This is a genomic window from Streptomyces stoeckheimensis (assembly GCF_045822005.1).
Classification (GTDB): Bacteria; Actinomycetota; Actinomycetes; order Streptomycetales; family Streptomycetaceae; genus Streptomyces; species Streptomyces stoeckheimensis.
This window is the reverse complement of sequence record NZ_CP169550.1, coordinates 4,583,656-4,608,843: the sequence shown is the minus strand read 5'-3', so window position 1 is coordinate 4,608,843 and position 25,188 is coordinate 4,583,656. Positions and strand designations below refer to the sequence as shown.

Below are 25,188 nucleotides of genomic sequence, written 5' to 3'. Positions count from 1 at the left end.
TTGAGCAGAGCCCGAGAGCGCACCGTTTTGGCATGCACGGTCCCGTCGGCAAGGACACCAGACACCCCCAGTGACCAAACGCCTTCATTTCCAAGGTCATTGGGGGTGGCGAACCGTGCAGAATCGTGCCTGTCAACGCGTGCATATGCATCCGGACCGCGCTGCCCACGAGCCCTACTATCGGCTCGCCATGACAGCAGCAGGGAAGCATCAGGTGAGCCGGACCGAGACCACCCGGCGGGCCGCCGGCCGACAAAGCCGGGCCGGCATCAGGGACGTGGCCGCCGCGGCGGGCGTCTCGATCACGACCGTCTCCGACGCCCTCAACGGGAAGGGACGGCTGCCGGACGCCACCCGCCGCCACGTTCGCGAGGTCGCAGACCGGCTGGGCTACCGCCCTTCCGCGGCGGCCCGCACCCTCCGTACCGGCAAGTCGGGCCTCATCGGCCTGACCGTGACGACGTACGGGGATGAACCTTTCACCTTCACCGAATTCGCGTACTTCGCCGAGATGGCCAGGGCCGCCACCTCCGCCGCGCTCGCTCGCGGCTACGCCCTCGTCATCCTCCCCGCCACCTCCCGACACGACGTCTGGTCCAACGTGGCCCTCGACGGCACCGTCGTCATCGACCCCTCCGACCACGATCCCGTCGTCACCGAACTGGTCCGCCAGGGTCTGCCCGTCGTATCCGACGGACGCCCGGCCGGCTCACTCCCCGTCACCGCCTGGGTCGACAACGACCACGAGGCCGCCGTCCTGGGCCTCCTCGACCACCTCGCCGCCGCCGGAGCCCGCCGCATCGGGCTCCTGACCGGCACCACCACCGACACCTACACCCGGCTCTCCACCACGGCCTACCTGCGCTGGTGCGAGCGCGTGGGCCAAGATCCCGTCTACGAGTCCTACCCCGCCCACGATCCGTGCGCCGGCGCCGTCGCCGCCGACCGGCTGCTCGCCCGGCCCGACCGGCCCGACGCCGTCTACGGCCTGTTCGACCCCAACGGCACCGACCTGCTCGCCGCCGCCCGGCGCTACGGCCTGCGCGTTCCCGAGGATCTGCTGCTCGTGTGCTGCAGCGAATCCACCGTGTACGCCAACACCGAGCCGCCCATCACCACCCTGTCCCTCAAACCGCGCCGCATCGGCACCGCCGTCGTCCAGCTGCTCATCGACGCCATCGAGGGCGTCGACACGGGCGGACCCGTCGAACAGGTCATCCCGACCGAGCTGATCATCCGTACCTCGTCCCAGCGCCGGCAGCCCCGTACGACCGTCAGCCCGCCCCGTTCCCCGGCGCAGGACTGACCACCACGCCGACCCAACGGCGGGGCCGTCGGCCCCGCCCGGGATTTCAGCAACACTCATATCGGGAGAAACCGGTAGGAAGGACCAGCTCCGACCAGGATTCACCACCCCTGGTGCGTCACAGAGCGCGAGCTGCATTCCTATGATGGGCGCACGACATCACGGACCCTCCGCCCCCGAGGCGGAGGGATCCGCAGGTGTACGGCAGCGCGACGGTGGTGGAGGGGTCGATGACTCAGGGGGCCGGTCAGGGACCCGCGGTGCGGACGGACACCGAGCGGGACTTCCGGTTGCCGGTCGCCGAACCCGCCTCGCATCCCGTTCACCCGGGAGCCGCAGCAGCCGGATCGGTCGGCTCCACGGGGTTCGGGGCGGACGCACCCGTCTACGGCGAGTACCCCGCGTACTACGACGCGGGCCCGGCTCCCGTCCCCGCGCAGCACGGGTACGGCCACGAAGCCCCGTACGGCGCCCCCGGCGCCTTCGGAGAGCCCGCCGGCCGCCCGATGGGCCACGCCTCCGAGGAGAGCGACCCCGACGGGTACACCCCGACGCAGCGCGATCTCCCCGTCATCGGGCGCGGCGCCCTCGGCGGTCCCGGAGACACCGTTCAGGTCCAGTACGTCCCCCAGGAGACCCCCGGCGAGGGCCCCGGCCCGCTCTACGTCGTCGGCGACGTCCACGGCTACATCGACGAACTCGTCGCCGAACTGCAGTTCCAGGGGCTCATCGACGCCGACCACAACTGGTCCGCCGGCAACGCCCGGCTCTGGTTCCTCGGCGACTTCACCGACCGCGGACCCGACGGCATCGGGGTCATCGACCTGGTCATGCGGCTCTCCGCCGAAGCCGCCGCCGCGGGCGGCTACTGCAAGGCCCTCATGGGCAACCACGAGCTGCTGCTCATCGGCGCCAAGCGGTTCGGGGACACCCCCGTCGTCTCCGGCGCGGGCACCGCCACCTTCCAGGCCGCCTGGCTCCTCAACGGCGGTCAGCGCACCGACATGGACCGTCTGCAGGACGTCCACCTCCAGTGGATGTCCCGGCTGGACGCGGCGGTCCTGGTCGACGACCACCTGCTCCTGCACTCGGACACCACCGCCTACCTCGACTACGGCGACTCGGTCGAGGACGTCAACGACACCATCCACGAGCTGCTCAACCGCAACGACGCCGACATCACCTGGGACTTGTTCCGCAAGTTCACCAAGCGCTTCGCCTTCCGCGACGAGGACACCGGCCCCCAGGCCGTACGCGAGCTCATCGGCACCTACGGCGGCAGCCGGGTCGTACACGGCCACAGCCCCATCCCCTACCTGCTGGGCGAGGTGGGCACCGAGGACGGTGACGGTGCACACGGTCCCGAGGCCGTCGTCGGCCCGCACGTCTATGCGGAAGGCCTGGCCATCGCGATGGACGGTGGCGTGACGATGGCGGGCAAACTGCTCGTCGTGCAACTCCCGCTGAACGACTGAGGCTTCCCGGAGCTGGGTATTTCCGGAAAGCCCCTGTCGACGTACGGCGTGGGCGCTCTACCATCGCTCTATCCGTAGCAGGCTCTCCTCCGTTTGTGCCGGCGCCCCGTTCAACACGGACATACCGGTCCCCACGGAGCATCGGGGGATGCACATGACCAGCGCTCCGCACCTGCTCACCGAAGACCGACCGGAGTTCGATCGGCTCCTCGACGAGGCGCTGCGCACGGCGAACGCCCGGCCCGAGCTCGCCGCCCTCGGCGAACGGCTGAACGCCGAACAGCTGCGCACCATGGCCATGGGGGCCACCGGGCTGCTGACGGCCGCGGCCGCGGCCGAGTACGACCATTACGTGAAGGTCCGCAAAGAGCGGCAGGACGAGATCCTGTCCACCCCCGGGAACACGGGGGAGGAGGGCGACGGGCAGGGCGGTGGCGCGGGCGTCAGCGCCGTGGTCGCGGTCCTCGCGCCGGTCCTGGCCGGCACCGCCATGCTGATCTTCCTGCTGGTGGGCTACATCCTGAAGATGATCGAACCCGAACCGGCCTTCGCCGACACGATGCTGACGGCGGGTTGGCTCTTCGGCGGGCTCACCGCGGCCGCCCTGCTCTTCGCCGTGATCGGGCTGCTCGTGACGGCCGTCCGCAACAGCTCCACCGAGGTTGCGGCGGACGAGACCGAGGCGGTGCCCGACGAGGTGTCACGGGCCCGGGAGGCCTGGCGCAACGCCCTGCTGGAGCGGGGCATCGTGCCGTTCCTCCGGGACGCGCTGGCCGATCCCAGCGCGGGGGCCGGCTTCCCGGCCCCCCGGAAGCCGGGAGCCGGGCGCATCCCCAACCTGGGATACACCCGGCCCGATTTCACCAGTCCCGGGGCCCCGGCTGAGGGGCCCCGTCCCGGTTACTCGTCTCCGGACTTCACCAGTCCGGACTTCGGCGGCCCGGAGACCGAACCGAAGTAGACCACCCGCTACTTGATCACCATGGGGTTGATGTTGCTGTCTTCCCTGCTCAGCGCCTTGTGCGCGAACTGGGCCAGGCCGTTCGCACCCGGGGTGGGCTGAGGGCTGGCGGCCGCCCACACTCCTGTGCAGTCGAGTGCGTCCGGGGTGGCAGGGACGACGTCACAGGAGGTCTCGTAGACGAGGCCGCCCGTCGTCAGCACCTCGACGTTGACGATGTTGGCCTGCTCCGAGATCGACACCGAACAGGCGTCCTCGGGGTAGGTGTCCCCCGTGGTGGTCAGGTCGTACCAGCGCCAGGGGGTCACCGTGGGCTGCAGGTCGCGGATGCCGGCGTAGGTGACGCCATCCGAGAGCACCGCCTTCACCTCACGGGAGGCCGCAGGCCGGTGGGCGTCGACGTCGTAACACACGCCGCTGGCGCCCCGCGGACCCGTGGGTCCGGTCGCACCGGTGGCACCCGTGGCGCCGGTGGCACCCGTGGCACCCGGGTAGCCGCGCGGTCCGGTCGGGCCCGTCGCACCTCGGGGGCCGGTGGGACCCGTCGCGCCCTTGTCTCCCTTGGGTCCCTTGGGGCCGCGCGGGCCCACCTTGCAGTTGTCACCGTGAGCCGCCATCGGCGCGGTCGCTGTGTGGCGCTGCGACTTGCAGTGGTCCGGACCCCCCGGCGCCTCGGCCAGCGCGACCGCCGGGGACGCCAGGCCCCCCAGTACCAGCGCCGCCGTGGCGAGCGTGCCTCCCGTCAGCCAGCCGGCCCGTCGGGGCAACGGCCCCAGGTAGGTACGGGTCTTGTTCTCAGAACTCATGTACCGCTCCTCGCACACACCGGATCGAATGGAACTGCGAAGTCCGGAGATGCGACCGGGCTCCGCGGGCCATCCTGAGGACCCCGGTGCCGTGAACCCGACCGGCGCGCCCATCGGTCAGCGGAACGGTGGAGCCCACACCGCCACTTGGCGGCCTGCTGCGGGGCCACTCGGGTCCGACCGGAAGTTCGAGCACCCGCGGCTTCGCGGTGGTCCGTGTTTCACGTGAAACAGCCGTGGCTGTTTCACGTGAAACATCGGAGAACCCGCCCCTAGCCGGCGGACCGGTCTCCCAGCACCCGCCTCCGCTGAGCAACATCCGCCCGTGCCGGCGAGCGCCAAGCCCCATCCGGGTGGTACAGGTTCCGGCCCGGCTCCACGATCTCGTCGATTCGGTCGAGGGTCGCATCGTCGAGGACCAGTCCGGCACCCTTCAGCAGGGCTTCCAGCTGCTCCATCGTCCGCGGACCGGTGATCACCGAGGTGACGGCGGGATGCGCCAACGGGAAGGCCACCGCCAGCTCGGGCAGCGTGCAGCCGATGGAGTCGGCGAGCTCCACCAGCTGCTCCACGGCCTCCAGCTTCGCGATGTTGCCCGGAACCGCGGGGTCGAAGCGGGCCGGAGTCAGCGCCGGACGCCCCGAGGTCATGTCGACGGCGCTCCCGAGCCGGTACTTCCCGCTCAGGAATCCCGACGCGAGCGGGCTCCAGGTCAGGACGCCCATCCCGTACCGCCGGGCCACCGGCAGCACACTGGTCTCGATCCCGCGCGCGAGGATCGAGTACGGCGGCTGCTCGGTCCTGAACCGCGGCAGGGCCCGCCGTTCGGCGACGTGGTGCGCCTCGACGATCTCCTCGGCCGGGAAGGTGGAGCAGCCGAAGGCTCGTATCTTGCCGGCCCGGACCAGATCGCCGAGGACGGACAGGGTCTCCTCGACGTCCGTGCCCTGATCCGGGCGGTGCACCTGGTAGAGGTCGATCCAGTCCGTGTCCAGTCGGCGCAGGCTGTCCTCGACGGCCCGCACGATCCAGCGCCGGGAATTCCCGCTGCGGTTGCGGCCCTCGCCCATCTGGAAGTGCACCTTGGTCGCGAGCACGACGTCGTCGCGCCGGCCCTTCAGGGCCTTGCCCACGATCTGCTCGGACTCCCCGGCGGAGTACATGTCCGCGGTGTCCACGAAGTTGATCCCGTGATCGAGCGCGGCGTGGATGATCCGTGCGCACTCCTCGTGATCCGGATTGCCGACCGCGCCGAACATCATCGTGCCGAGGCAGTGCGTGCTGACCTCGATGCCGGTCCCACCCAGAATTCGGTATCGCATGCTCATGGGCCGCACAGTAGGAGCTGGAGCGCACTCCAGCACAAGCCCTCCGGCGAAGCCCCGTGCGACTACCGGACGTGCGGCGGCCCGGAGCGCCGGCCGGACCGAAATCCGGCGGCACTCCGGGCCGCTTGGGTTTCACCGTCGGGTCACGGTGCTCCTCGCACCAGGCTCACCGGCTCCCGGACTCGGGGACTACCCACGGTGCTTGTTGTCCTTCGGCACCGTGTGCTGGGCTCCCGGCATCTTGCCCGTCGGCACCTTGCCGGACCGGTTCTTGAAGCCGGGCTTCGTGGCCTGCGGCTTCTGGAGGAACATGTCCCTGGCGGGCGCCCTCAGTGCGGGAGCGGTCAGGGGGCCGGGGATGATCTGAACCCAGGGGTGCTGATCACCCACCGCCGCCGTCCCGCAATCCAGGGACGGCGTGGGGTTGTCGACGTCGCAGAAGGTCTCCCAGACCTGCCCGGTGATGGTCGAGATCTCGATGTTCGCCCCGTTGGCGTGCTCGTCCACGGCGATTCCGCACGCGACCCCGGACGGGTAGTTCGGGTTGCGCGCGGGGTTGGTCAGGTTGTGCCAGTCGAAGTTCGTGTTGGGGTTCCCGAGACCACGGATTCCGACGTACGCGACCCCATTGATCATCACCGCCTTGATCTCTCGGGAGGCGGTGGGCTTGTAGTTGGCGATGGCGTTGCATGCCGAGGCAGGACCGGTCGCACCCGTGGTACCGGTCGCACCCGTAGCGCCCGTGGCACCGGTCGCACCTGTGGCACCCGTCGGGCCGGTCGGACCTGTCAGGCCGGTCGCTCCCGTGGCACCGGTCGCACCATCAGCACCCGTCGGGCCGGTCGGGCCCGTCAGGCCAGTCGCACCCGTCGCACCGGTCGCACCATCAGCACCCGTCGGGCCGGTCGGGCCCGTCAGGCCAGTCGCACCCGTCGCACCGGTCGCACCGTCAGCACCCGTCGCACCGTCTGCACCCGTCGGACCCGTCAGGCCAGTCGCACCCGTCGCACCGTCAGCGCCCGTGGCACCGGTCGCACCATCGGCACCCGTCGCACCATCGGCACCGGTCGGGCCAGTCGGACCGGTCGGGCCCGTCGCGCCATCGGCACCTGCCGTGCCGGTCGCGCCCGTGGCCCCGTCGGCACCGGTGGCGCCCGTCGCGCCGCTGGCTCCCGTCGCGCCCGTCGCACCCGTCGCTCCGCTGGGACCTGCCGGCCCCGTTGGCCCCGTCGGGCCGGCCGACGGGCAGCCGTGGTCGTGGTCGCGCCCTTCGTCGTCGCCCCAGCCGCCGTGCCCGTCGTCGTCCCCGCCGTCCCGGCTCCAGTCCTGTGGCGGTCCGTCGTGCGGCTCGCAGTCCTCGCCTCCTCCGCCGCCGCCCGACGGGGTCGTGGCTCTCACGGCCGTGACCGTCGGCTTGACCGCCGCGACAACGGGGTTGGCCATGCCCACGAGTACGAGGGAAAGCGAGGCCAGGGCACCTCCCGCGATCCAGGCACGATTGCGGGGGACAGGACCAAGACGGAGCTTGGTCTGGTGCTCACGACTCATCTGCAGCGCTCCTTCGGAACGGAATGCGAGCCGGAACGGAGAGCGCCCCGGCTGCGAGTTCAAACGTCCTTGGGGCTTACGGACGGAGCCGCCGGGATCTTGAGACGGCCGGGATGTCTATCAGCAGAACGGCTTATCAGACGCCCCCGAACGGATGCGCCGCCGCCCACCGGCTGGTAGCGCCACCGGCGTGCCGCCGCCCCATCGGCACCCGTACTCCCTAACGTCGCCCGCGATCCGTCCGACGAGAGGGTGCTGCGGTGAGGTCGACCATCTGTCTGAACATGATCGTCAAGAACGAGGCGCCGACGATCCGGAAGTGCCTGGAGTCGGTGCGCCCACTGATCGACACCTGGGTGATCGTGGACACGGGCTCCACCGACGGCACCCAGGACGTCATCCGGGACTGCTTCGCCGACCTGCCCGGCACGCTCCACGACCGACCGTGGAAGGGTTTCGACGGCAGCCGCACCGAGGCGATCGAACTCGCGCGCTCCAGCGCGGACTACCTGCTGTTCATCGACGGCGACGACGAGATGCAGATCCAGCCCGGGTTCCGCATGCCGGACCTGACCCTCGACGCGTACCAGGTGGCACTGCACGACGGTCCCATCGTCCACTGGCGGCCGGCGCTGGTCTCCACCCGGCTGCCCTGGCGCTACGTGGGCGTACTCCACGAGTACATCGACTGCGGCACCGAGTACGGCCGCGACGTGATCGAGGGGTTCAACATCCTCTCCGTCGGCGGTGGGGCCCGCCTCCGGGAAGAGGGCCAGCGGGCGAAGTATCTGCGCGATGCGGAAGTCCTCACCGAAGGCCTCGCGAAGGAACCCGGCAACACGCGTTACGCGTTCTACCTGGCCCAGAGCTGGCGCGACGCGGGGGAGCCGGAGAAGTCCCTCGACGCCTACGACCACCGGGTGGCCATGGGCGGCTGGGCCGAGGAGACCTACTGCGCACAGCTCTACGCCGCACGGCTCGCGGTCACCCTCGAAAGGCCGTCGGCCGAGGTGATGGACCGCTACCTGCGGGCACACGAGAGCCGACCCTCACGCGCCGAGGCCCTCGGCGACCTCGCCCGGCTCTGTCGCCTCGAAAGCCGCTGGCCCCTCGCCTACTTGTTCGCCCGGCAGGCAGTACGGATGCCGCCCCCGGACGACATCCTCTTCGTCGAGTTCTCCTGGCACGACTGGCGCGCACTCGACGAACTCGCGGTGGCCGCGTACTGGACCGGGGAGTACCAGGAGTCCTTGGACTGCTGCGAACTCCTGCTCCAGGGCGGCAAACTTCCCGACGACCAGCAGGACCGGGTCCTCGCGAACCTCGAGTTCGCACGGCGCAAGCTGGGCGTGGGCTCCCGGGCCTTCGCCTGACCGTCCGCCCACGTCAGGTCCCAACGGCGGCCCGCGACTCCCCCCTCGGTGTCGCGGGCCGTCCGTATGTGCCGGTGGCGGGAGGTCAGTCCGCCAGCGGCAGGTACACGCGGTTGCCCGCGGCAGCGAACTCGGCGGACTTCTCCGCCATGCCCGCCTCGATCTCCTCGGCGCCCAGGTCGCCACCGTGCTGGCGGCGGATGTCCTGGGAGATCTTCATCGAGCAGAACTTCGGACCGCACATGGAGCAGAAGTGCGCGGTCTTGGCCGGCTCGGCCGGGAGGGTCTCGTCGTGGAACTCACGGGCCGTGTCCGGGTCGAGGGCCAAGTTGAACTGGTCCTCCCAGCGGAACTCGAACCGCGCGTCCGACAGGGCGTCGTCCCATTCCTGGGCGCCCGGGTGGCCCTTGGCCAGGTCCGCCGCGTGGGCCGCGATCTTGTACGTGATGACACCGGTCTTCACGTCGTCGCGGTTCGGCAGGCCCAGGTGCTCCTTGGGCGTGACGTAGCAGAGCATCGCAGTGCCCCACCAGGCGATCATCGCGGCGCCGATGCCCGAGGTGATGTGGTCGTACGCGGGCGCGACGTCGGTGGTCAGCGGGCCGAGCGTGTAGAACGGCGCCTCCTCGCAGATCTCCTGCTGAAGGTCGATGTTCTCCTTGATCTTGTGCATCGGGACGTGCCCGGGGCCCTCGATCATCGTCTGCACATTGTGGCGCTTGGCGATCGTGTTCAGCTCGCCCAGCGTCTTCAGCTCCGCGAACTGCGCCGCGTCGTTGGCGTCCGCGATGGAGCCGGGGCGCAGGCCGTCACCCAGGGAGTACGTGACGTCGTACGCCGCGAGGATCTCGCAGAGCTCCTCGAAGTTCGTGTAGAGGAAGTTCTCCTTGTGGTGCGCCAGGCACCAGGCGGCCATGATCGAGCCGCCGCGCGAGACGATGCCGGTCTTGCGGCGCGCGGTCAGCGGCACGTACGACAGCAGCACGCCGGCGTGGACCGTCATGTAGTCGACGCCCTGCTCGGCCTGCTCGATGACCGTGTCCTTGTAGATCTCCCAGGTCAGGTCCTCGGCGCGGCCGTCGACCTTCTCCAGCGCCTGGTACAGCGGCACGGTGCCGATCGGCACGGGAGAGTTGCGCAGCACCCACTCGCGGGTGGTGTGGATGTTGCGGCCGGTCGAGAGGTCCATGACCGTGTCGGCGCCCCACTTGGTCGCCCAGGTCATCTTGTCCACCTCCTCCTCGATCGAGGAGGTGACCGCGGAGTTGCCGATGTTGGCGTTGACCTTCACCAGGAACCGCTTGCCGATGATCATCGGCTCGATCTCGGGGTGGTTCACGTTGACCGGCATGACCGCGCGACCTGCGGCGATCTCCTCGCGGACGACCTCGGGGGAGACGTTCTCGCGGATCGCGACGTACTCCATCTCCGGGGTGATCTCGCCCCGGCGGGCGTACGCGAGCTGCGTGACCGCGGCGCCGCCACGGCCGCGGCGGGGCTGGCGCGGACGGCCCGGGAAGACCGCGTCGAGGTTCTTGAGGCCACCGCGGGGCGAGGTGTGCTTGATGCCGTCGTCCTCGGGGCGCACGGGGCGGCCCGCGTACTCCTCGGTGTCGCCGCGGCTGATGATCCAGTTCTCGCGCAGCGGCGGCAGGCCCCGGCGAACGTCGGTCTCGATCTGCGGGTCGGTGTACGGGCCGGACGTGTCGTAGAGCGTCACGTCCTTGCCGTTGGTGAGGTGGACCTGGCGGACCGGCACCCGGATGTCGGGGCGGGAGCCCGCCACGTACCCCTTGTGCCAGCCCGGCTGGCGCTCGGTCTGGCCGTCGGCGTCCTGGCTGACGGCAGGCGTGCGTGCGTCCTGAATGGTCATGAGACCTAATCTCCCTACGCCGGCATTACCCGGTAACAGGTTCGGCGGTCGACGCAGCCTCCTCCCGTACGCATATTCGAATGCGAACGGTGATCAGCGCCCTCTCAGCCCGGTGCTCCGAGCTCCCGCGTTGTGCAAAGTAGCCCCCACGCTAGCGTCATGTGTGGCGTGCTGAACAGTGGGCCCCCTCATCTGTTGCGATGATCAGTCAGTGACGTCCTCGCCGCAGCCCCCCACCGAACCCACGGATCCCGCTGGTCACGCCGGCCACGCAGGCCACGCGCACGCGGAACCCGGTCACTCGCCCGCCCCCTCTGCCGGACACTCCCACGGCCATGCGCACAGCCATGGCCCGGCGGCCCCCGTCTCGAAGCACCTGCGCAAGGTGATCGCGGCCGTGCTGATCCCCTTCGCCACCGCCGTCGTGATCGGCATGGTGGTGCTCTGGCCCGGTGGTGCGCCGGGCCACGAGCGCACCGGGGTCGGCTTCGACCGGCAGACCCAGCAGGGCTCGGTCGTCGCGCTGCAGAACGTCGACTGCAAATCCGTGAACGCCTCGCAGGTGCCGCCCACCGGCGACACCTCCACCCCGGAGGGGCGCGAGGCCCTGGCCGCGCAGAACGGCGAGTGCAAGAAGGCCACGATCAAGGTCGGCAGCGGGCCCGACAAGGGCCGCGAGTTCGTCGAGATCGTCCAGCCGGGCGCACCACGACAGTTGACGGACGGCCAGGGCGTGGTGGTCGCCTACGCCCCGGACGCGCCCCGGGATCTCCAGTACTCCGTGATCGACGTGAACCGCAAGCTGCCGATGGCCCTGCTCGCCGGCATCTTCGCCCTCTCGGTGGTCATCGTCGGGCGGATGCGCGGGCTGTTCGCGCTCATCGCCCTCGTCGTCAGCTTCGCCGTGCTGACCCTCTTCATCCTCCCGGCGATCCTGCAGGGGTCGAATCCGCTGGTCGTGGCGGTGGTCGGAGCCAGCGCGATCATGCTGATCGCGCTCTACATGTGCCACGGGCTGACGGCCCGCACCTCGGTGGCGGTCCTCGGCACCATCATCTCGCTGCTGCTGATCGGCCTGCTGGGCTCGCTGTTCATCGACTGGGCGTTCCTCAGCGGCAACACGGACGACAACACCGGGCTGATCCACGGGCTTTACCCGAACATCGACATGAGCGGTTTGCTGCTTGCGGGTGTCATCATCGGATCGCTCGGCGTACTCGACGACGTGACCGTCACTCAGACCTCGGCGGTCTGGGAACTCCACCAGGCCGACCCGTCGATGGGCCCGCGCGGGCTCTACCGGGCGGGCATCCGCATCGGGCGGGACCACATCGCCTCGGTGGTCAACACGCTGGTACTGGCGTACGCGGGCGCGGCGTTGCCCCTGCTCCTGCTGTTCTCGATCGCGAACAGCAGCATGGGGTCGGTGGCCAACAGCGAGCTGGTCGCGGAGGAGATCGTACGAACCCTCGTGGGCTCGATCGGACTGGTCGCCTCGGTACCCGTGACGACGGCTCTGGCCGCACTGGTGGTGTCCGCGGACCGCGCGGAATCCCCGGCGGCCACAGCGGCCTCGGGGCCGCTCCGCGGCGGCCGGGGCCGGCGACGCAAGCGCTGAAAGGCGGACCGGCGCGCGCGACGGGTCAGTTTCGCGCAGGCGGCCGGTCGTGAGGAACGGCAAGGCGGAGCACTCAGCGTGTCGGCACGCTGAGCCGTGGTGCGGTGATGCGGTGGTGCGGTGATGCTTGCCGGCGCACCCTGGTCACGAGGTGTCCGGCCGGGCTCGCGTCAGCCCGCGTTCTGCTCGTTCTGCTGCGACTCCGCGAGGATCTTGTCGAGCGCCTCGTCGAGGTTCTCCTCGAAGTCCCCGAGGTTGCGCTCCTGGCCGAGCGGAACGATCCGGTCGGTACGGTCGAGGAACGCCACGAGTGGCGCCGCGCTGGCGCGGAAGAGAGCCCGGTCTGCACCTACTTGCAGCCGGATGTGGACGTCGGACAGTTCCTCCGGATCGGTCGGGGCGATGTGGACATCGCCGTCACCGCACGGCTTGTTGATGCCGTCGAGAAGGAGCTCCCGGCCGAACGCCCAGGTCACGGGCGCATCTCCGGGAAGGTGGAAGGTCAGGCGGACTGCGTAGGGGTCACGAGCGTCGTACCGGAGTTCCACCGGGATCCGGAACGAGAGCTCCTCGGAAACGAGGAAACTCATCATGACCTCTGCCTGTACCGACTCGCGCATTGCCTACCCCGCTGTAGTGGAAGTGGCCAGGAATGATCCCCCAAGGCCCTCTTGACAAGAGTGGTGGAAGCGCTTGCAGATCACAAGGAGTGAGTTTTCAGATACTGATAGAGAACGAGAGGGTGCTCAACAGCGCGCCTACTTCACTCCGTAGCCGATCGACCGCATACAGCAATCGACTTTCTTGGTGCAGAGGAAGAGAAATCGCCATCGTCGCGGCGGTGTCGCCGGCCGTGATGGGGATGGCCGCGCACACCGTGCCCAGGGCGTATTCCTGCCGCTCGGTCACCGGCTGCATCCGCTCCATGGAGCTGATCCGCTGCTCCAGAGCCCGTACGTCCCGCACGGTGTAGGCGGTGATGGCCTCGACCGGATGACGGTCGTAGTAGTCCTTGCGCGCCTTCTCGTCGAGCTGGCCGAGCAGGCACTGCCCGATGGCGTGCGCGTGGCCGGTCTCGCGGAAATCTGCCCACTCTTCGCAGGCCGGGTTCGCCGGGGTGTCCGAGACGCCCACGACCTCGATTTCACCCTCGCGGTAGACGGCGAAGTAGACGGGGGCCCCGACCGCGTCGCGGAAGTGCGCGAGGGAGTCGAGGATCATGCTGCGACGTTTCTGCTGAAGCCCGCCACCGGCCAGTCGGCCAGCGGCGTCCCCCAGGACGAAGACTCCGCTCTCCCGGCGCAGATAGCCCTCGTGCGTCAGGGTGCGCAGCAGGTGGTACGCGGTGGGAAGCGGGAGCCCGGCCTCGCGCGCCAGTTGTTTCGCCGGGGCTCCCTCACTATGGGAACCCACCGCTTCGAGCAGCCTCAGTGCCCGCTGCACCGAACCGATCAGAGTCGGCACACCGGCATTGTGAACCGAAGACAAAGCTCACCCCCAGGCGTGGCGGCGAGCCTTGGGGGGGCCCGCCCTGCGGGGGCCGCCCCCGCGTGTGCCGTGACTCCTGGGGGTCGTGCTCGGTGGCTGTAACAAAGAACCGCAGGTCAGCGCGGCAGTACCGGCGTTCGGTGCCCAGGGAACGGCACAGATTGCCACTCTATCCGCCGATTCCGGGGCTGTGAGCGGTTTAGCGCTTCACGTTCCCTCAGCTGGGTTAATCCCGCTGTGACCCTGGTTGCGCCAGTTCTACCACTCTCCGGCGGAGGACTTCGACTCGGTGCCCTTGAACTTCCTGACGACGAAGATCAGGCCGCCGACGAGGGCCACGAGGAGCAGCGCCTTGAAGAGGAAGCCGATCAGCGCACCGATGATGCTGGTGATCACGCCACCGAAGACGAACAGCACCAGCAGCGGAACGGCGACCCACTTGACCCACCAGGGCATGCCCTCGAATATCGCTCGGATGCCTTCCATGTCCTCGACCTCTTCTTCCTAGTACGTCTAGCCGGTGAACTCCTGCTCTCGATGCTAGGAGGCCAGGGCCCTCGGCGGGGGCCCGCGAGCCCTCGTAGTCCCCTGATCCAACCCCTAGGGGGACGGGGCTCCGGACCCTCAGTGCCCCAGGGGGTCGTTCACCCTTCCGGCGGAGAGAAGACGACCATCACCTTCAGGTTCTCGGTGATGTGGTGGAACTTGTGCGGCACCCCGGCCGGCACGTAGACCACGCTCCCGTTGGCGACCATCGTCGTCTCCTCCCCGACGGTGATCGAGGCCCGGCCGCTCACGACGAAGTACACCTCGTCCTGGCCGTGGGGCTGTTGGGGATCGCTCTGCCCGGCGTCCAGCGCGTACAGCCCGACCGACATGTTCCGCTCGCGCAGGAACTGCAGGTAGGCACCCTTGTTCGCGGCCCGCTCGGCCTCGAGCTCATCCAGCCGGAAGGCCTTCATCTTCTTTGTACCCCTTGTGCTCTCTCGTCCGGCAAGCATCCGCAGATCAGCTGATGTTCCACCGGGACCATCTCTGCAACGATCAGACACATGACGAATTTCGTAGTCAAGACCCTCGCCAACGCGGCAGCCCTGGCCGTCGCCATCTGGCTCGTCCCCGGCATCACGCTGGACGAAGGCAGCAGCACGGGACGGAGGGCTCTGTCCCTGATCCTGGTCGCGCTGATCTTCGGCCTGGTCAACTTCGCCGTCAAGCCGGTGGTGAAGCTGCTCTCGCTGCCCCTCTTCGTCCTCACCCTCGGCCTCTTCACCATCGTGGTGAACGCGGCGATGCTGCTGCTGACCTCGTGGCTGGCGAAGCAGTTCGACCTCAGCTTCCACGTCGACGACTTCTTCTGGTCGGCGATCGTCGGCGCCCTGATCATCTCCATCGTCTCCTGGGCCGCCAACATGGTCCTGCCCGACAAGAACTGAAGCCGGGCGCCCATGTACCGCGTGTGCTTCGTCTGCACCGGCAACATCTGCCGCTCGCCCATGGCCGAGTCGGTCTTCCGCTCCCACGTGGCCGACGCCGGGCTCTCGGGCCTGGTCGAGGTGGACAGCGCCGGCACCGGCGGCTGGCACGAGGGTGACGGGGCCGACCCGCGCACCGTAGCCGTCCTGGAGGCCGCCGGGTACGAGCCGGGCCACCGGGCCCGGCAGTTCCGGGCCTCCTGGTTCGCCGGCCTCGACCTCGTCATCGCCCTCGACGCCGGGCACCTGCGTGACCTGAGGGCGCTCGCCTCCACCCCTGAGGACGCCGCCAAGGTCCGGCTGCTGCGGTCCTACGACCCGGCGGCCTCCGCCGCCCAGACCGACGTACCGGACCCCTACTACGGCCCCCTCGACGGATTCGAGGACTGCCTGCAACTGGTCGAGGCCGCGAGCCCCGGCCTGCTGGCCGCCGTGAGCGAAGCCGTGAAGGAGAAGGAGCACACCCCATGAGCGCCCCCGACCCCGTGCCGCCGAAGGCGGAGCGGCTCGGCGACGGCACCGTCGCCGTCCGCGCCGGCCTGCCGGAGCCCGTCAAGAACGAGCCTCCGCTGCCCGGCCCCGTCTTCGCCGCCCACTTCCACCTTCCCGGCGACGTCGAGGGCCCCTACGCCTACGGCCGCGACACCAACCCCACCTGGACCCTGCTGGAGCGGGCCATCGGGGAGCTGGAGGCCCCCGGCCTGAACGGGGCCGACACGGTCGTCTTCGCCTCCGGCATGGCCGCGGTCTCCGCCGTCCTGCTCTCCCAGGCGCGCGCCGGCGAGACCGTCGTCCTGCCGGACGACGGCTACCAGGCCCTGCCCCTCGTACGGGAGCAGCTGGAGGCGTACGGGGTCCACGTGCGCACCGCCCCCACCGGCGAGGACGCCCAGCTCTCGGTGCTCGACGGAGCCCGGCTGCTGTGGCTGGAAACCCCGTCCAACCCGGGGCTCGACGTCTGCGACGTACGGCGCCTCGTGGACGCGGCGCACGCCGGCGGAACCCTCGTCGCCGTCGACAACACCCTCGCGACCCCGCTCGGCCAGCGCCCCCTCGAACTGGGTGCCGACTTCTCGGTGGCCAGCGGCACCAAGGGGCTGACCGGCCACGGCGACCTGCTGCTCGGTTACGTCGTCTGCCGCAACGCCGAGCTCGCCGCGGGCATCCGCCGCTGGCGCAAGGTGGTCGGCGCGATCCCCGGCCCCATGGAGGCCTGGCTCGCCCACCGTTCCCTGTCCACCATCCAGCTGCGCGCGCAGCGCCAGTGGGCCAACGCGCTCGCCGTCGCCGAGGCCCTAGCCGACCGCGGTGACGTCACCGGGCTGCGTTACCCGGGCCTGCCGTCGGACCCGTCCCACAAGACGGCCGCGCGTCAGATGCGGGGCTTCGGCTCCGTGGTCTCCTTCACCCTGGCCGATCGCGCACACGCGGAACGGTTCATGGCCGCCCTGCGGCTCGTCGAGGACGCCACCAGTTTCGGAGGCGTGCGGTCCACCGCGGAGCGCCGCCGGCGGTGGGGCGGCGACGCCGTTCCGGAGGGCTTCATCCGCTTCTCCGCAGGGGCCGAGGACACCGAGGACCTGGTCGCGGACGTGCTGCGGGCACTCGACCTGGCGGCCGCGAAGAGCTGACCGGCCGCCCGAAGGCGGTCCGAGCACGCCGTCCGGCGGCTCGGACCGCCCGGATCCCCGACCGGCGGGTTTCACCCGGACGCGTTTCAGAAGCGGAAGTCTGGGCCACTCTTCTCCCATGACCGAACGTCCAGTGGTCAAACGCACCGCCCGCGCGATCCTGCTCGACGGTGACGACCTGATCCTCATCAAGCGGACCAAACCCGGCGTCGACCCGTACTGGCTCACTCCCGGCGGGGGCGTCGAATCCTCGGACCTGACCGTCGTCGACGCCCTCCACCGAGAACTCCACGAGGAACTCGGCGCGAAGATCACCGATGTCGTGCCCTGCTTCGTCGACACCATCGAGCACATCGCCGACGGGGGAGTGACCGGCGTCAAGGTGCAGCACTTCTTCGTCTGCCACCTCGAATCCATGGACCCCAGCCAGCGGCACGGCCCCGAGATCGACGAGCCGGAGGGCGAGTACGAGATCGTCCGCGTGCCCTTCAGCCGCGTCGGCATCGCCGCGGTGCACCTCGTCCCGCTGTCCCTGCGCCACTACCTCGACGGCAACATCGAGGGCGTGCGCGCCATGCACGCCCCCGACCTGGGCTGACCCACCTCACCGCGGGCGCCGCCGCAATCAGCCGGCGACGCCCGCCAGTTCCTCCACCTCGTCGTGCCGGATCCGGTCACCGGGGATCCCGATCCTCTTCAGCGCGTCCACCCCGCTGCGGATCATCGCGGCCGGCCCCGAGACGAACGCGTCGTACGAGCTCCAGGGCCCGTGGGTACCGACGGCCTGCGGCAGTTGTCTGGCGAGCCCCTCGTCACACACCACCGGGCGCACCGACAGCCAGGGGTGCGAGCGCTGGAGCCCCAGCAGCGTGTCCTTGTCGTACAGGTCGTCGTCGCTGCGCGCTCCGAAGAACACCTCCACCGGACGCCGCTCTCCGTGCTCGGCCACGTCCTCGATCAGCGCCTTGATCGGGGCGATTCCCGTGCCGCCGCCCAGACACAGCATTCCGTTGTCGGTGCTGTGGTCGACCACCATCGATCCCGCCGGGGGCCCGAGCCGCAGCACGTCGCCGGGCCGGGCGTGCCGGACGAGCGCGTTGGAGACCCATCCCGCCGGAACGGCCTTGACGTGGAAGGACAGCAGTCCGTCCCCGCGCGGCGCCGAGGCGAAGGAATAGTGCCGCCAGATCCGCGGCCACCACGGGGTCTCCAGGCTCGTGTACTGGCCCGCGAGGAAGGAGTAGGGCTGGTCGGGACGGACGGTGATCACCGCGATGTCGGAGGTGCGCAGATCGTGGGAGACCACCTCCGCGTGCCACCACGGCGGCGCCTTGGGCTCGTCCTCGGCCGCCGCGTCGATCATGATCTGCGAGATCGCGGTGTACGCCCGGACCCAGGCGGCCTCGGTCTCCGGCCCCCAGGTGGACTCCGCGTACCTGGCCAGCGCCCCGATCAGGGCCTCTCCGACCGGCGGATAGTGCTCCGGCCGGGTTCCGTACTTGCGGTGCCCGGTGCCCAGCCGGCGCAGGTAGGCGGTGAGCACCTCGGGGTTGTCGATGTGCTCGGCGGCCGTCAGCAGCGCCTTCAGCAGCCGGTCGCGCTGTACGTCCATCGCGGCGGGGAACAGCCCCCGGAGATCGGGGTATCCCGTGAACACGACGGCGTAGAAGTAGGAGGTCACCTTGTCGGCGACGGGTGCGATCTCCGCGAGGGTCCGGCGGATGAGAACGGCATCGGGTGAGGGCTCGGGCGCACTGTCCCCGGACGGTATCCGGGACGGCCCCCGTCTTGCCGATCTGGTGGGCGGAGCGTCCATGCGGTGCCTCGCTTCGAGCATCTCGGTAGGTCTGCACGCGCCACGGCCTTCGAATCCGTGGTTCCGGGTTTCACAGCGTGCCAGTCCGCCCCAGAGCCTGCGGGGAAATGCGGGAAATCCGCGTTTCGAACCCACTTTCCCCTTAAGATGCCTCAACTCCCATGCGCGCCACCCCTGTCAGCTGGTATGCCTCACGCAGGTCCCGGCCCTCGTAGACGTGCGTCGCCCGCTCCACCAGGTAGGGCCGGGCATTCACCGCGATCGAAACCGGGACCACGTCGAAGAGCGCCACGTCGGTACTGGAGTCCCCGTACGCCACACAGTCGGCCCGGGTCACGCCGAACCGCGCGCACAGCTGGTCGGCGACCGTGACCTTCCCCTCCGGCGTCAGGATCCCGGCCACGTCCACCGGCCGGGTGAAGGGCACTTCCGGGAAGATCGAGCCGTGCGCGGCGTGCGCCCCCCACTCCAGCAAGAGCTCCACGAAGAACGACGGCGACAGCGAGATCACCGCGCAGTAGTCCCCGCGGTCCCGGATCTCACTCCAGACCTCCTGGATCCCCAGCAGCCACGGAGCCGCGTCGAACGCCGCCCGGACGTGCGCCGGGGTCAGATCCGCCCAGAGCCGCTGGATGGCCGTCGCGAACTGGTACGGCTCGAGCTCCAGCGCGGCGAAGGACCGCTCCAGCGCGGCGATCTCTTCGCTCAGCCCGAGTTGCCGGGACATCTCGACGGGCGACGACGTGCCGTACATCAGCGTTCCGTCGAGGTCGAACAGATGAAGGCGGGTCATAGCCATCGAGGCTAGTCCCTATGTTTCACGTGAAACAGTGCCCCGCCCCGGACGGCGCACACGGCGGCGGGTCGATGTTTCACGTGAAACATCGACCCCAAAAGATCCACCCCAAATCCCCTGTACCGGGTCCCGGTCCATGAACCACTCTGAGGCCGTGACACCACCCCATCTCACCGCCCTTCCCATCCGCGCACTGACCGTGGACGACCTCCGCCACTGCGCCGATCTCTCAGAAGACCGCGGCTGGCCCCGCGAGGACCACAAGTGGGGGCTGCTGCTCGCCGCCGGACACGGCTACGGCATCGACGCCCCCGACGGCCTGGGACTCGCCACGGTCTGCGTGGTCACCCACTACGGTCCTCCGCTGGCCGATCCCGAACTCGCCGCCATCGGCATGGTCCTGGTCGCCGAGCGCTACGCCCGCCAGGGTCTGGGCCGGCACCTGATGACGTACATCTGCGACGACCTCCTCAAGGGCGTTCCGCTCACCCTGCACGCCACCCCGTACGGCCGCCCCCTCTACGAGGAGCTCGGCTTCGACACCACCGGCCGTGCCGAGATGCTCCGGGGGTCCTTCAGCCCGGATGCCGCCGCTCCCGCACAGGACGGAATCCGCGTCCGGCCCGCCGGTGGCGAGGACGTCCCGCGGATCCTGCTGCTGGACGCCGAGGTCTTCGGCGCCGACCGGACCCACATGGTCACCCGGCTGCCGGCCTTCACGGACCGGCTGCTCGTCGCCGAGGACCCGTCCGGCGAGCTGATCGGCTACGGAGCCATCTGGCCGAACATGGAGACCCATGTCATCGGACCGCTGGTGGCCCGAGACACCGATGCGGCCCGCGCCCTGGTCACCGCCCTCGCGGCGGCCACCGACCGGCCCCTGCGCACCGATGTCGACGTACGCCACGAAGAGCTGCTCGGCTGGCTGAAGGACCGTGGTCTCGGCTCCGTGGCCTTCAACGCCGTGATGACCCGGGGCATCCCCGACCTGCCCGGTGACTGGACCCGCCGCTGGGCTCCGCTCACCGTGGCGGCCGGCTGAGCCAGGAGGATCAGACCATGACCGACACCAGTTCCGACCTGCTCATCCGGACGGCCACCGAGGAGGACCTGCCCGCGATCGTCGCGATGCTCGTGGACGACCCGCTCGGCGCCACCCGGGAGTCCCCTGACGACCTCACCCCGTACGTGGCGGCGCTCAAGCGGCTGACGGACGATCCCCACCAGCACGTGGTCGTCGCCGTCCGTGCGGGCCGCGTCGTCGGCACCCTCCAGCTGACGATCGTCCCCGGGCTCTCCCGCAAGGGGAGCACCCGTTCGATCATCGAGGGCGTGCGCGTCCACGCCGACGAACGCGGCAGCGGACTGGGCACCCGGTTCATCGAATGGGCGATCGAGCAGTCCCGTGCGGAGAACTGCTCACTCGTCCAGCTCACCTCGGACGTGACCCGCACCGACGCCCACCGCTTCTACGAGCGGCTCGGCTTCACCGCTTCCCACGTCGGGTTCAAGCTCCAGCTCTGAGCCCCGTGTGGGCCGGGTCGCCGTCGGCGGCCCGGCCTACGATCGGGAAGATGAGCAGCCTCCCCCTCATCAGCACCGCGGAGCGCCGACGTCGCCTCGGCCGCCGGCACCGCCTCGCGCCGTCGGCCCGCGCCGCGAGCGTGCCCGAGGTCGCGGACGCCGTGATCGGGCTGCACGCCACCGACGCGTCGACGGTCTTCCTCTCGGCCCGGGCCCGGCTGAGCGAAGGCGGGCCGGGGACGGTCGAACGGGCCTTGTACGAGGACGTGAGCCTCGTACGGCTGCTCAGCATGCGCCGTACGCTCTTCGCCGTTTCCACCGAGCTCGCCCCGTACGTCGACTCCTCCACCGCGCGGGCCATCGCCGCGAAAGAGCGGCGGAACTTCCTCAAACGGCTCGCCGAGGACGGTCACGGCCTCGATGCCGACTGGCTCGCCGGGGCGGAGAGCGCCACGCTCGACGCGCTCGACAGCCACGGTCCGTCCACCGGCAGCCAGCTCTCGGCTGCCGTACCCGTACTGCGCCGGAAGGTCACCGTCGAGCGGGGCGGGAAGTACGAGGCGCAGGTGGGCGTCGCCACCCACGTCATCCGGCTGCTCGCCGCCGACGGCCGCATCCGCCGGGACCGGCCCCGGGGATCGTGGACTTCCAGCCAGTACCGCTGGGTTCACACCGAGCCCTGGCCCGCCGTCCCGCCGGCCGAGGCCCGCGCCGAGCTGGCCCGCCGCTGGCTCCGGTCGTACGGTCCGGCCACCGAGGCCGACCTCAAGTGGTGGACGGGCTGGACCCTCACCGACGTGCGCAAGGCCCTTGCCGCGGTCGGCCCCGACACGGTCCGGCTCGACGACGGCACCACCGCGCTCGTCAGCCCCGGTGACACCGGGCCCGAACCGGAGCAGGAGCCCTGGGCCGCCCTGCTGCCCGCCCTCGACCCGAGCGCGATGGGCTGGGCGGACCGGGGCTTCCACCTCGACCCCGCCCACCGCCCGGCCCTCTTCGACTACGCCGGCAACATCGGCCCCACCGTGTGGTGGAACGGCCGGATCGTCGGCGGCTGGGCCCAGCGCGCCGACGGAGAGTTCGTCCACCGGCTGCTGGGCGACCCCGGCGGCGAAGCCGAGCGGGCCATCGCCGCCGAAGCCGACCGACTCGCCGCCTGGGTGGGGGAGGCCCGCATCACCCCGCGCATGCGCACCCCGCTGGAGCGTGAACTCGCAGTGGGGTGAGGGCGGTCCGCTAGCCGATGCCCCGCCAGCCCTGCGGATCGACCCCGCCGGGCACGGGCGCCTGCGGGTCGTAGGGCTCGCGGGTGAACACGAACGAGCCGAGGTCGAGGTGGCTCACCGATCCGTCCGGCCGCCGTACGGCCCGCAGTGACTCGCCCGCGTAGTAGCCGCCCAGTCCGGTCCAGCTACCGTCCGGCTCGGGCCGGAAACGCGCGGCCCGGCCGCTGCCACCCACCGGGCCCAGTTCCAGGGATCCGTCGTAGCCCAGCCGTACGGCCTGGGCCGACGTGCCCCAGTACCAGGGGCCGCAGAGGTCCAGCGCGACGGGATCGGCCTCCCGCAGCGGCCGCCACGGCTCGGGGATCCGCGGCTCCGCCTCGGCGACGATGCCCACCAGATCGGCCGCCAGCGTCGAAGCGGGCAGCCCCGAGGTGCAGTTGGCCAGCACCACCGCGGCCACGTCGTCCGCTTCGCTCAGCCACAGCCCGGCGACGAAGCCGGGCAGCGAGCCGCTGTGGCCCGCGAGCCGGCGCCCGCCGCTCAGCGTCAGCTGCATCCCGAGCCCGTATCCGAGGTCGGCGAGGCCCGGCTCCGGGGGAGTGGCCGACGTCCGCATCTCCCGTACGGACTCCGCGCTCAGCACGCGCGCGTCGCCCCGTACGAGGAAGGCGGCGAACTTCGCCAGATCGCCGGTGGTGGACCACAGTTGGCCGGCCGGGGCCATGAGCCCGAGGTCCTCCAGGGGCTCCGGCATCATCACGTCCGCCCAGGGGTGCACCGCCCAGCCGCCGGCGTGCGGAGCCACCGGCTGCGCCGTCGTGCGCTCCAGCCCCAGCGGCTCCAGCACCTCGGCGCGGAGCACGTCCTCCCACGGCTTCGCGCGGACGGCTTCCACGAGCGAACCGAGCAGGGTGTAGCCGGGGTTGGAGTAGTGGTGGCGCCGTCCGGGCTCGAAGCGGAAGGGGTGTTCTCCCAGGACGTCCGAGAGCTCCGGCCGCAGCGTGCCCGCCGTGCGCTCCCACCACTCGCCGGGCGTCTCCGCCGCCAGCCCGGCCGTATGGGACAGCAGTTGCCCCACCGTCACCTCGCCGACTCCGGTTCCCGGAAGGAACTTCTCGACCGGGTCGCCCAGTTCCAGCAGGCCCTCGTCCCGCAGCCGCATCACCAGCACGGCGGTGAACGTCTTGGTGATCGACCCGATCCGGTACTGCACGTTTCCGTCCGGACCGTGCCCCTCGACCATGGTCCGGGACCCCTCCCAGACCACCTCTCCACCCCGCACCACGGTCGCCACCAGGGACGGAGCCCGGCCTTCGCGCTGCGCGACCGCGATTCGGTGGCTCAGTGCACGCCGGGTCGCGGGCAGCAGGACAAGATCTTCAGAAACGGCATCCATGGGGCGGATGCTACGTGTTGGCCATGTCCACGAACCGCGAATAATGGCCCTGGAAGGCCACGGTGATGGTGGCCGTCGGACCGTTACGGTGCTTCGCCACGATCAGGTCCGCCTCACCCGCTCGGGGGGACTCCTTCTCGTAGGCGTCCTCGCGGTGCAGCAGGATCACCATGTCGGCGTCCTGCTCGATCGAGCCGGACTCACGCAGGTCGGAGACCATCGGCTTCTTGTCGGTGCGCTGCTCGGGACCACGGTTCAGCTGGGACAGCGCGATCACCGGGACCTCCAGCTCCTTCGCCAGGAGCTTGAGGTTTCGGGACATGTCCGAGACCTCCTGCTGGCGGCTCTCGGGCCGGCGCGAGCCGCCCGACTGCATCAGCTGGAGGTAGTCGATGACGACGAGCGAGAGGTCGCTGCGCTGCTTGAGGCGGCGGCACTTGGCCCGGATCTCCATCATCGACAGGTTCGGGGAGTCGTCGATGTAGAGCGGGGCGGCGGAGACGTCCGGCATCCGGCGGGCCAGCCGGGTCCAGTCGTCGTCCGTCATCGTGCCGGAACGCATGTGGTGCAGGGCCACCCGGGCCTCCGCCGAGAGCAGGCGCATCGCGATCTCGTTGCGCCCCATTTCGAGGGAGAAGATGACGCTGGGCAGATTGGCCTTGATGGAACAGGCGCGGGCGAAGTCCAGCGCGAGGGTGGACTTACCCATGGCGGGGCGGGCCGCGATGACGATCATCTGGCCCGGGTGCAGACCGTTGGTCAGCGAGTCCAGGTCCGTGAAGCCGGTCGGGACGCCCGACATCTGGCCGCTGCGCGATCCGATCGCCTCGATCTCGTCGAGGGCGCCCTCCATGATGTCGCCGAGCGGCAGGTAGTCCTCGGAGGTCCGTTGCTCGGTGACGGCGTAGATCTCGGCCTGGGCGCTGTTGACGATCTCGTCGACGTCCCCGTCGGCGGCGTAGCCCATCTGCGTGATCTTCGTACCGGCCGCGACCAGACGGCGCAGGACCGCCCGCTCGTGGACGATCTCCGCGTAGTACTCGGCGTTCGCCGCCGTGGGGACCGACTGGACGAGGGTGTGCAGGTAGGGGGCCCCGCCGATCTTGCTGATCTCACCGCGCCGGGTCAGCTCGGCGCTGACGGTGATCGGGTCGGCCGGCTCTCCCTTGGCGTACAGGTCGAGGATCGCCTGGTAGATCGTCTCGTGCGACGGGCGGTAGAAGTCGTGGCCCTTCAGCACCTCGACCACGTCGGCGATGGCGTCCTTGGACAGCAGCATGCCGCCCAGGACGGACTGCTCGGCGTCGAGGTCCTGGGGCGGGACCCGCTCGAAGCCGCCGCCCCCGCCGTCCCAGGAGCCGCCCTCGCGGCCCCGATCGCTCTGTTCGTCCCCGCGGCCACGGCCTTCGCCGTTGCGGCGCGGACGGGCGGGCAGACGGTCACCTGGACCGCTGTCGGCCCAGGGGTCGTCCATGGGCTCGGACATGCTCACCGGGCCGCCTCCTCCCGTCCGCAACGCGGACCTTGCCGTGTCACTCTTTCTACGAC

24 protein-coding genes and 1 riboswitch are annotated in these 25,188 nt (G+C 70.3%); of the genes, 12 read left to right on the top strand and 12 right to left on the bottom strand.

Annotated features, from left to right (window positions below; translation table 11 throughout):
* The first annotated feature begins 190 nt into the window (after window positions 1-190).
* From ACE1OC_RS20900 to ACE1OC_RS20890, 3 genes are all read left to right on the top strand, one after another.
* Complete coding sequence (locus tag ACE1OC_RS20900; protein ID WP_243331194.1) at window positions 191-1,306, top strand: LacI family DNA-binding transcriptional regulator; 1,116 nt, start codon at window positions 191-193, stop codon at window positions 1,304-1,306.
* A gap of 215 nt (window positions 1,307-1,521) precedes the next feature.
* Complete coding sequence (locus tag ACE1OC_RS20895; RefSeq protein ID WP_407841628.1) at window positions 1,522-2,781, top strand: metallophosphoesterase; 1,260 nt, start codon at window positions 1,522-1,524, stop codon at window positions 2,779-2,781.
* A 148-nt stretch (window positions 2,782-2,929) separates the two neighbouring features.
* Window positions 2,930-3,742, top strand: coding sequence for a hypothetical protein (locus tag ACE1OC_RS20890; protein ID WP_407838278.1), 813 nt, complete (start codon window positions 2,930-2,932; stop codon window positions 3,740-3,742).
* A gap of 8 nt (window positions 3,743-3,750) precedes the next feature.
* On the opposite strand, the gene ACE1OC_RS20885 is transcribed toward ACE1OC_RS20890, so the two are convergent.
* From ACE1OC_RS20885 to ACE1OC_RS20875, 3 genes are all read right to left on the bottom strand, one after another.
* Window positions 3,751-4,548 carry a hypothetical protein gene (locus ACE1OC_RS20885; RefSeq protein ID WP_407838277.1) on the bottom strand — a complete coding sequence of 266 codons (798 nt, stop codon included), beginning with the start codon at window positions 4,546-4,548 and terminating at the stop codon, window positions 3,751-3,753.
* 272 nt (window positions 4,549-4,820) lie between these two features.
* Window positions 4,821-5,870, bottom strand: a complete 1,050-nt coding sequence (locus ACE1OC_RS20880; RefSeq protein ID WP_407841627.1) for an aldo/keto reductase — start codon at window positions 5,868-5,870, stop codon at window positions 4,821-4,823.
* A 195-nt stretch (window positions 5,871-6,065) separates the two neighbouring features.
* Window positions 6,066-6,512, bottom strand: coding sequence for a hypothetical protein (locus ACE1OC_RS20875; RefSeq protein WP_407838276.1), 447 nt, complete (start codon window positions 6,510-6,512; stop codon window positions 6,066-6,068).
* Between the two features lie 1,172 nt (window positions 6,513-7,684).
* Here ACE1OC_RS20875 and ACE1OC_RS20870 point away from each other — a divergent pair.
* A complete protein-coding gene (locus ACE1OC_RS20870; protein WP_407838275.1) occupies window positions 7,685-8,797 on the top strand; it encodes a tetratricopeptide repeat-containing glycosyltransferase in 1,113 nt (370 codons plus the stop codon).
* Window positions 8,798-8,882: 85 nt separating this feature from the next.
* Here the strand turns inward: ACE1OC_RS20870 and thiC are convergent, their stop codons facing one another.
* Window positions 8,883-10,670, bottom strand: coding sequence for a phosphomethylpyrimidine synthase ThiC (gene thiC, locus ACE1OC_RS20865; protein ID WP_389689740.1), 1,788 nt, complete (start codon window positions 10,668-10,670; stop codon window positions 8,883-8,885).
* A riboswitch (TPP riboswitch) is annotated at window positions 10,665-10,809 on the bottom strand. Its footprint overlaps the gene before it by 6 nt.
* 72 nt (window positions 10,810-10,881) lie before the next feature.
* Here thiC and ACE1OC_RS20860 point away from each other — a divergent pair.
* On the top strand, window positions 10,882-12,288 hold the full coding sequence (locus tag ACE1OC_RS20860) for a YibE/F family protein (protein WP_407838274.1): 1,407 nt from the start codon (window positions 10,882-10,884) through the stop codon (window positions 12,286-12,288).
* A 170-nt stretch (window positions 12,289-12,458) separates the two neighbouring features.
* On the opposite strand, the gene ACE1OC_RS20855 is transcribed toward ACE1OC_RS20860, so the two are convergent.
* From ACE1OC_RS20855 to ACE1OC_RS20840, 4 genes are all read right to left on the bottom strand, one after another.
* The gene (locus tag ACE1OC_RS20855; RefSeq protein WP_243331178.1) at window positions 12,459-12,908 is read right to left on the bottom strand and encodes an SsgA family sporulation/cell division regulator; all 450 of its coding nucleotides are present in this window, start codon (window positions 12,906-12,908) and stop codon (window positions 12,459-12,461) included.
* A 97-nt stretch (window positions 12,909-13,005) separates the two neighbouring features.
* The gene (locus ACE1OC_RS20850; RefSeq protein ID WP_407841626.1) at window positions 13,006-13,743 is read right to left on the bottom strand and encodes an IclR family transcriptional regulator; all 738 of its coding nucleotides are present in this window, start codon (window positions 13,741-13,743) and stop codon (window positions 13,006-13,008) included.
* Window positions 13,744-14,034: 291 nt separating this feature from the next.
* Window positions 14,035-14,253, bottom strand: coding sequence for a DUF5326 family protein (locus ACE1OC_RS20845; RefSeq protein ID WP_266960205.1), 219 nt, complete (start codon window positions 14,251-14,253; stop codon window positions 14,035-14,037).
* A 167-nt stretch (window positions 14,254-14,420) separates the two neighbouring features.
* Window positions 14,421-14,738: a cupin domain-containing protein gene (locus tag ACE1OC_RS20840; RefSeq protein ID WP_250738593.1), complete on the bottom strand. Its 318-nt coding sequence runs from the start codon at window positions 14,736-14,738 to the stop codon at window positions 14,421-14,423.
* A 90-nt stretch (window positions 14,739-14,828) separates the two neighbouring features.
* Between ACE1OC_RS20840 and ACE1OC_RS20835 the strand changes: the two genes are divergently transcribed.
* The 4 genes from ACE1OC_RS20835 (at window position 14,829) to ACE1OC_RS20820 (ending at window position 17,480) form a co-directional block, all read left to right on the top strand.
* Complete coding sequence (locus ACE1OC_RS20835) at window positions 14,829-15,212, top strand: phage holin family protein (RefSeq protein WP_407838273.1); 384 nt, start codon at window positions 14,829-14,831, stop codon at window positions 15,210-15,212.
* A 12-nt stretch (window positions 15,213-15,224) separates the two neighbouring features.
* Entirely contained in the window at window positions 15,225-15,722 is a 498-nt protein-coding gene (locus ACE1OC_RS20830) for a low molecular weight protein-tyrosine-phosphatase (protein WP_407838272.1), read from the top strand.
* On the top strand, window positions 15,719-16,882 hold the full coding sequence (locus tag ACE1OC_RS20825) for a cystathionine gamma-lyase (RefSeq protein WP_407838271.1): 1,164 nt from the start codon (window positions 15,719-15,721) through the stop codon (window positions 16,880-16,882). Before ACE1OC_RS20830 ends, ACE1OC_RS20825 begins: the two co-directional genes overlap by 4 nt.
* 118 nt (window positions 16,883-17,000) lie before the next feature.
* A complete protein-coding gene (locus tag ACE1OC_RS20820) occupies window positions 17,001-17,480 on the top strand; it encodes an NUDIX domain-containing protein (protein WP_250738602.1) in 480 nt (159 codons plus the stop codon).
* 27 nt (window positions 17,481-17,507) lie between these two features.
* Here ACE1OC_RS20820 and ACE1OC_RS20815 read toward each other — a convergent pair whose 3' ends face one another.
* Window positions 17,508-18,719, bottom strand: coding sequence for a globin domain-containing protein (locus ACE1OC_RS20815; protein ID WP_407838270.1), 1,212 nt, complete (start codon window positions 18,717-18,719; stop codon window positions 17,508-17,510).
* A gap of 121 nt (window positions 18,720-18,840) precedes the next feature.
* Entirely contained in the window at window positions 18,841-19,491 is a 651-nt protein-coding gene (locus ACE1OC_RS20810) for an HAD family hydrolase (RefSeq protein ID WP_407838269.1), read from the bottom strand.
* Between the two features lie 157 nt (window positions 19,492-19,648).
* On the opposite strand from ACE1OC_RS20810, the gene ACE1OC_RS20805 reads away from it, so the two are divergent.
* The 3 genes from ACE1OC_RS20805 to ACE1OC_RS20795 are packed head-to-tail and all read left to right on the top strand — an operon-like array spanning window position 19,649 to window position 22,244.
* Window positions 19,649-20,536 (top strand): GNAT family N-acetyltransferase, encoded by an 888-nt coding sequence (locus ACE1OC_RS20805; protein WP_407838268.1) that lies wholly within the window; start codon window positions 19,649-19,651, stop codon window positions 20,534-20,536.
* Between the two features lie 17 nt (window positions 20,537-20,553).
* A complete protein-coding gene (locus ACE1OC_RS20800; protein WP_407838267.1) occupies window positions 20,554-21,018 on the top strand; it encodes a GNAT family N-acetyltransferase in 465 nt (154 codons plus the stop codon).
* Window positions 21,019-21,068: 50 nt separating this feature from the next.
* The gene (locus ACE1OC_RS20795) at window positions 21,069-22,244 is read left to right on the top strand and encodes a winged helix DNA-binding domain-containing protein (protein WP_407838266.1); all 1,176 of its coding nucleotides are present in this window, start codon (window positions 21,069-21,071) and stop codon (window positions 22,242-22,244) included.
* A gap of 10 nt (window positions 22,245-22,254) precedes the next feature.
* On the opposite strand, the gene ACE1OC_RS20790 is transcribed toward ACE1OC_RS20795, so the two are convergent.
* Together ACE1OC_RS20790 and dnaB are read right to left on the bottom strand one after the other, a co-directional pair.
* Complete coding sequence (locus ACE1OC_RS20790; protein ID WP_407838265.1) at window positions 22,255-23,640, bottom strand: serine hydrolase domain-containing protein; 1,386 nt, start codon at window positions 23,638-23,640, stop codon at window positions 22,255-22,257.
* A 10-nt stretch (window positions 23,641-23,650) separates the two neighbouring features.
* Window positions 23,651-25,114, bottom strand: coding sequence for a replicative DNA helicase (dnaB, locus tag ACE1OC_RS20785; protein WP_382977853.1), 1,464 nt, complete (start codon window positions 25,112-25,114; stop codon window positions 23,651-23,653).
* Window positions 25,115-25,188 lie beyond the last annotated feature (74 nt).

Bases quoted from the DNA above. Each gene is read 5' to 3' on its own strand.
- ACE1OC_RS20880 (WP_407841627.1), bottom strand. From the start codon at position 5,870: ATGCGATACCGAATTCTGGGTGGGACCGGCATCGAGGTCAGCACGCAC.
- ACE1OC_RS20855 (WP_243331178.1), bottom strand. From the start codon at position 12,908: ATGCGCGAGTCGGTACAGGCAGAGGTCATGATGAGTTTCCTCGTTTCC.
- ACE1OC_RS20830 (WP_407838272.1), top strand. From the start codon at position 15,225: ATGTACCGCGTGTGCTTCGTCTGCACCGGCAACATCTGCCGCTCGCCC.
- ACE1OC_RS20795 (WP_407838266.1), top strand. From the start codon at position 21,069: ATGAGCAGCCTCCCCCTCATCAGCACCGCGGAGCGCCGACGTCGCCTC.
- thiC (WP_389689740.1), bottom strand. From the start codon at position 10,670: ATGACCATTCAGGACGCACGCACGCCTGCCGTCAGCCAGGACGCCGAC.
- ACE1OC_RS20900 (WP_243331194.1), top strand. From the start codon at position 191: ATGACAGCAGCAGGGAAGCATCAGGTGAGCCGGACCGAGACCACCCGG.
- dnaB (WP_382977853.1), bottom strand. From the start codon at position 25,114: ATGGACGACCCCTGGGCCGACAGCGGTCCAGGTGACCGTCTGCCCGCC.
- ACE1OC_RS20825 (WP_407838271.1), top strand. From the start codon at position 15,719: ATGAGCGCCCCCGACCCCGTGCCGCCGAAGGCGGAGCGGCTCGGCGAC.
- ACE1OC_RS20885 (WP_407838277.1), bottom strand. From the start codon at position 4,548: ATGAGTTCTGAGAACAAGACCCGTACCTACCTGGGGCCGTTGCCCCGA.
- ACE1OC_RS20835 (WP_407838273.1), top strand. From the start codon at position 14,829: ATGACGAATTTCGTAGTCAAGACCCTCGCCAACGCGGCAGCCCTGGCC.
- ACE1OC_RS20815 (WP_407838270.1), bottom strand. From the start codon at position 18,719: ATGCTCGAAGCGAGGCACCGCATGGACGCTCCGCCCACCAGATCGGCA.
- ACE1OC_RS20840 (WP_250738593.1), bottom strand. From the start codon at position 14,738: ATGAAGGCCTTCCGGCTGGATGAGCTCGAGGCCGAGCGGGCCGCGAAC.
- ACE1OC_RS20820 (WP_250738602.1), top strand. From the start codon at position 17,001: ATGACCGAACGTCCAGTGGTCAAACGCACCGCCCGCGCGATCCTGCTC.
- ACE1OC_RS20875 (WP_407838276.1), bottom strand. From the start codon at position 6,512: ATGATCAATGGGGTCGCGTACGTCGGAATCCGTGGTCTCGGGAACCCC.
- ACE1OC_RS20890 (WP_407838278.1), top strand. From the start codon at position 2,930: ATGCACATGACCAGCGCTCCGCACCTGCTCACCGAAGACCGACCGGAG.
- ACE1OC_RS20810 (WP_407838269.1), bottom strand. From the start codon at position 19,491: ATGACCCGCCTTCATCTGTTCGACCTCGACGGAACGCTGATGTACGGC.
- ACE1OC_RS20790 (WP_407838265.1), bottom strand. From the start codon at position 23,640: ATGGATGCCGTTTCTGAAGATCTTGTCCTGCTGCCCGCGACCCGGCGT.
- ACE1OC_RS20800 (WP_407838267.1), top strand. From the start codon at position 20,554: ATGACCGACACCAGTTCCGACCTGCTCATCCGGACGGCCACCGAGGAG.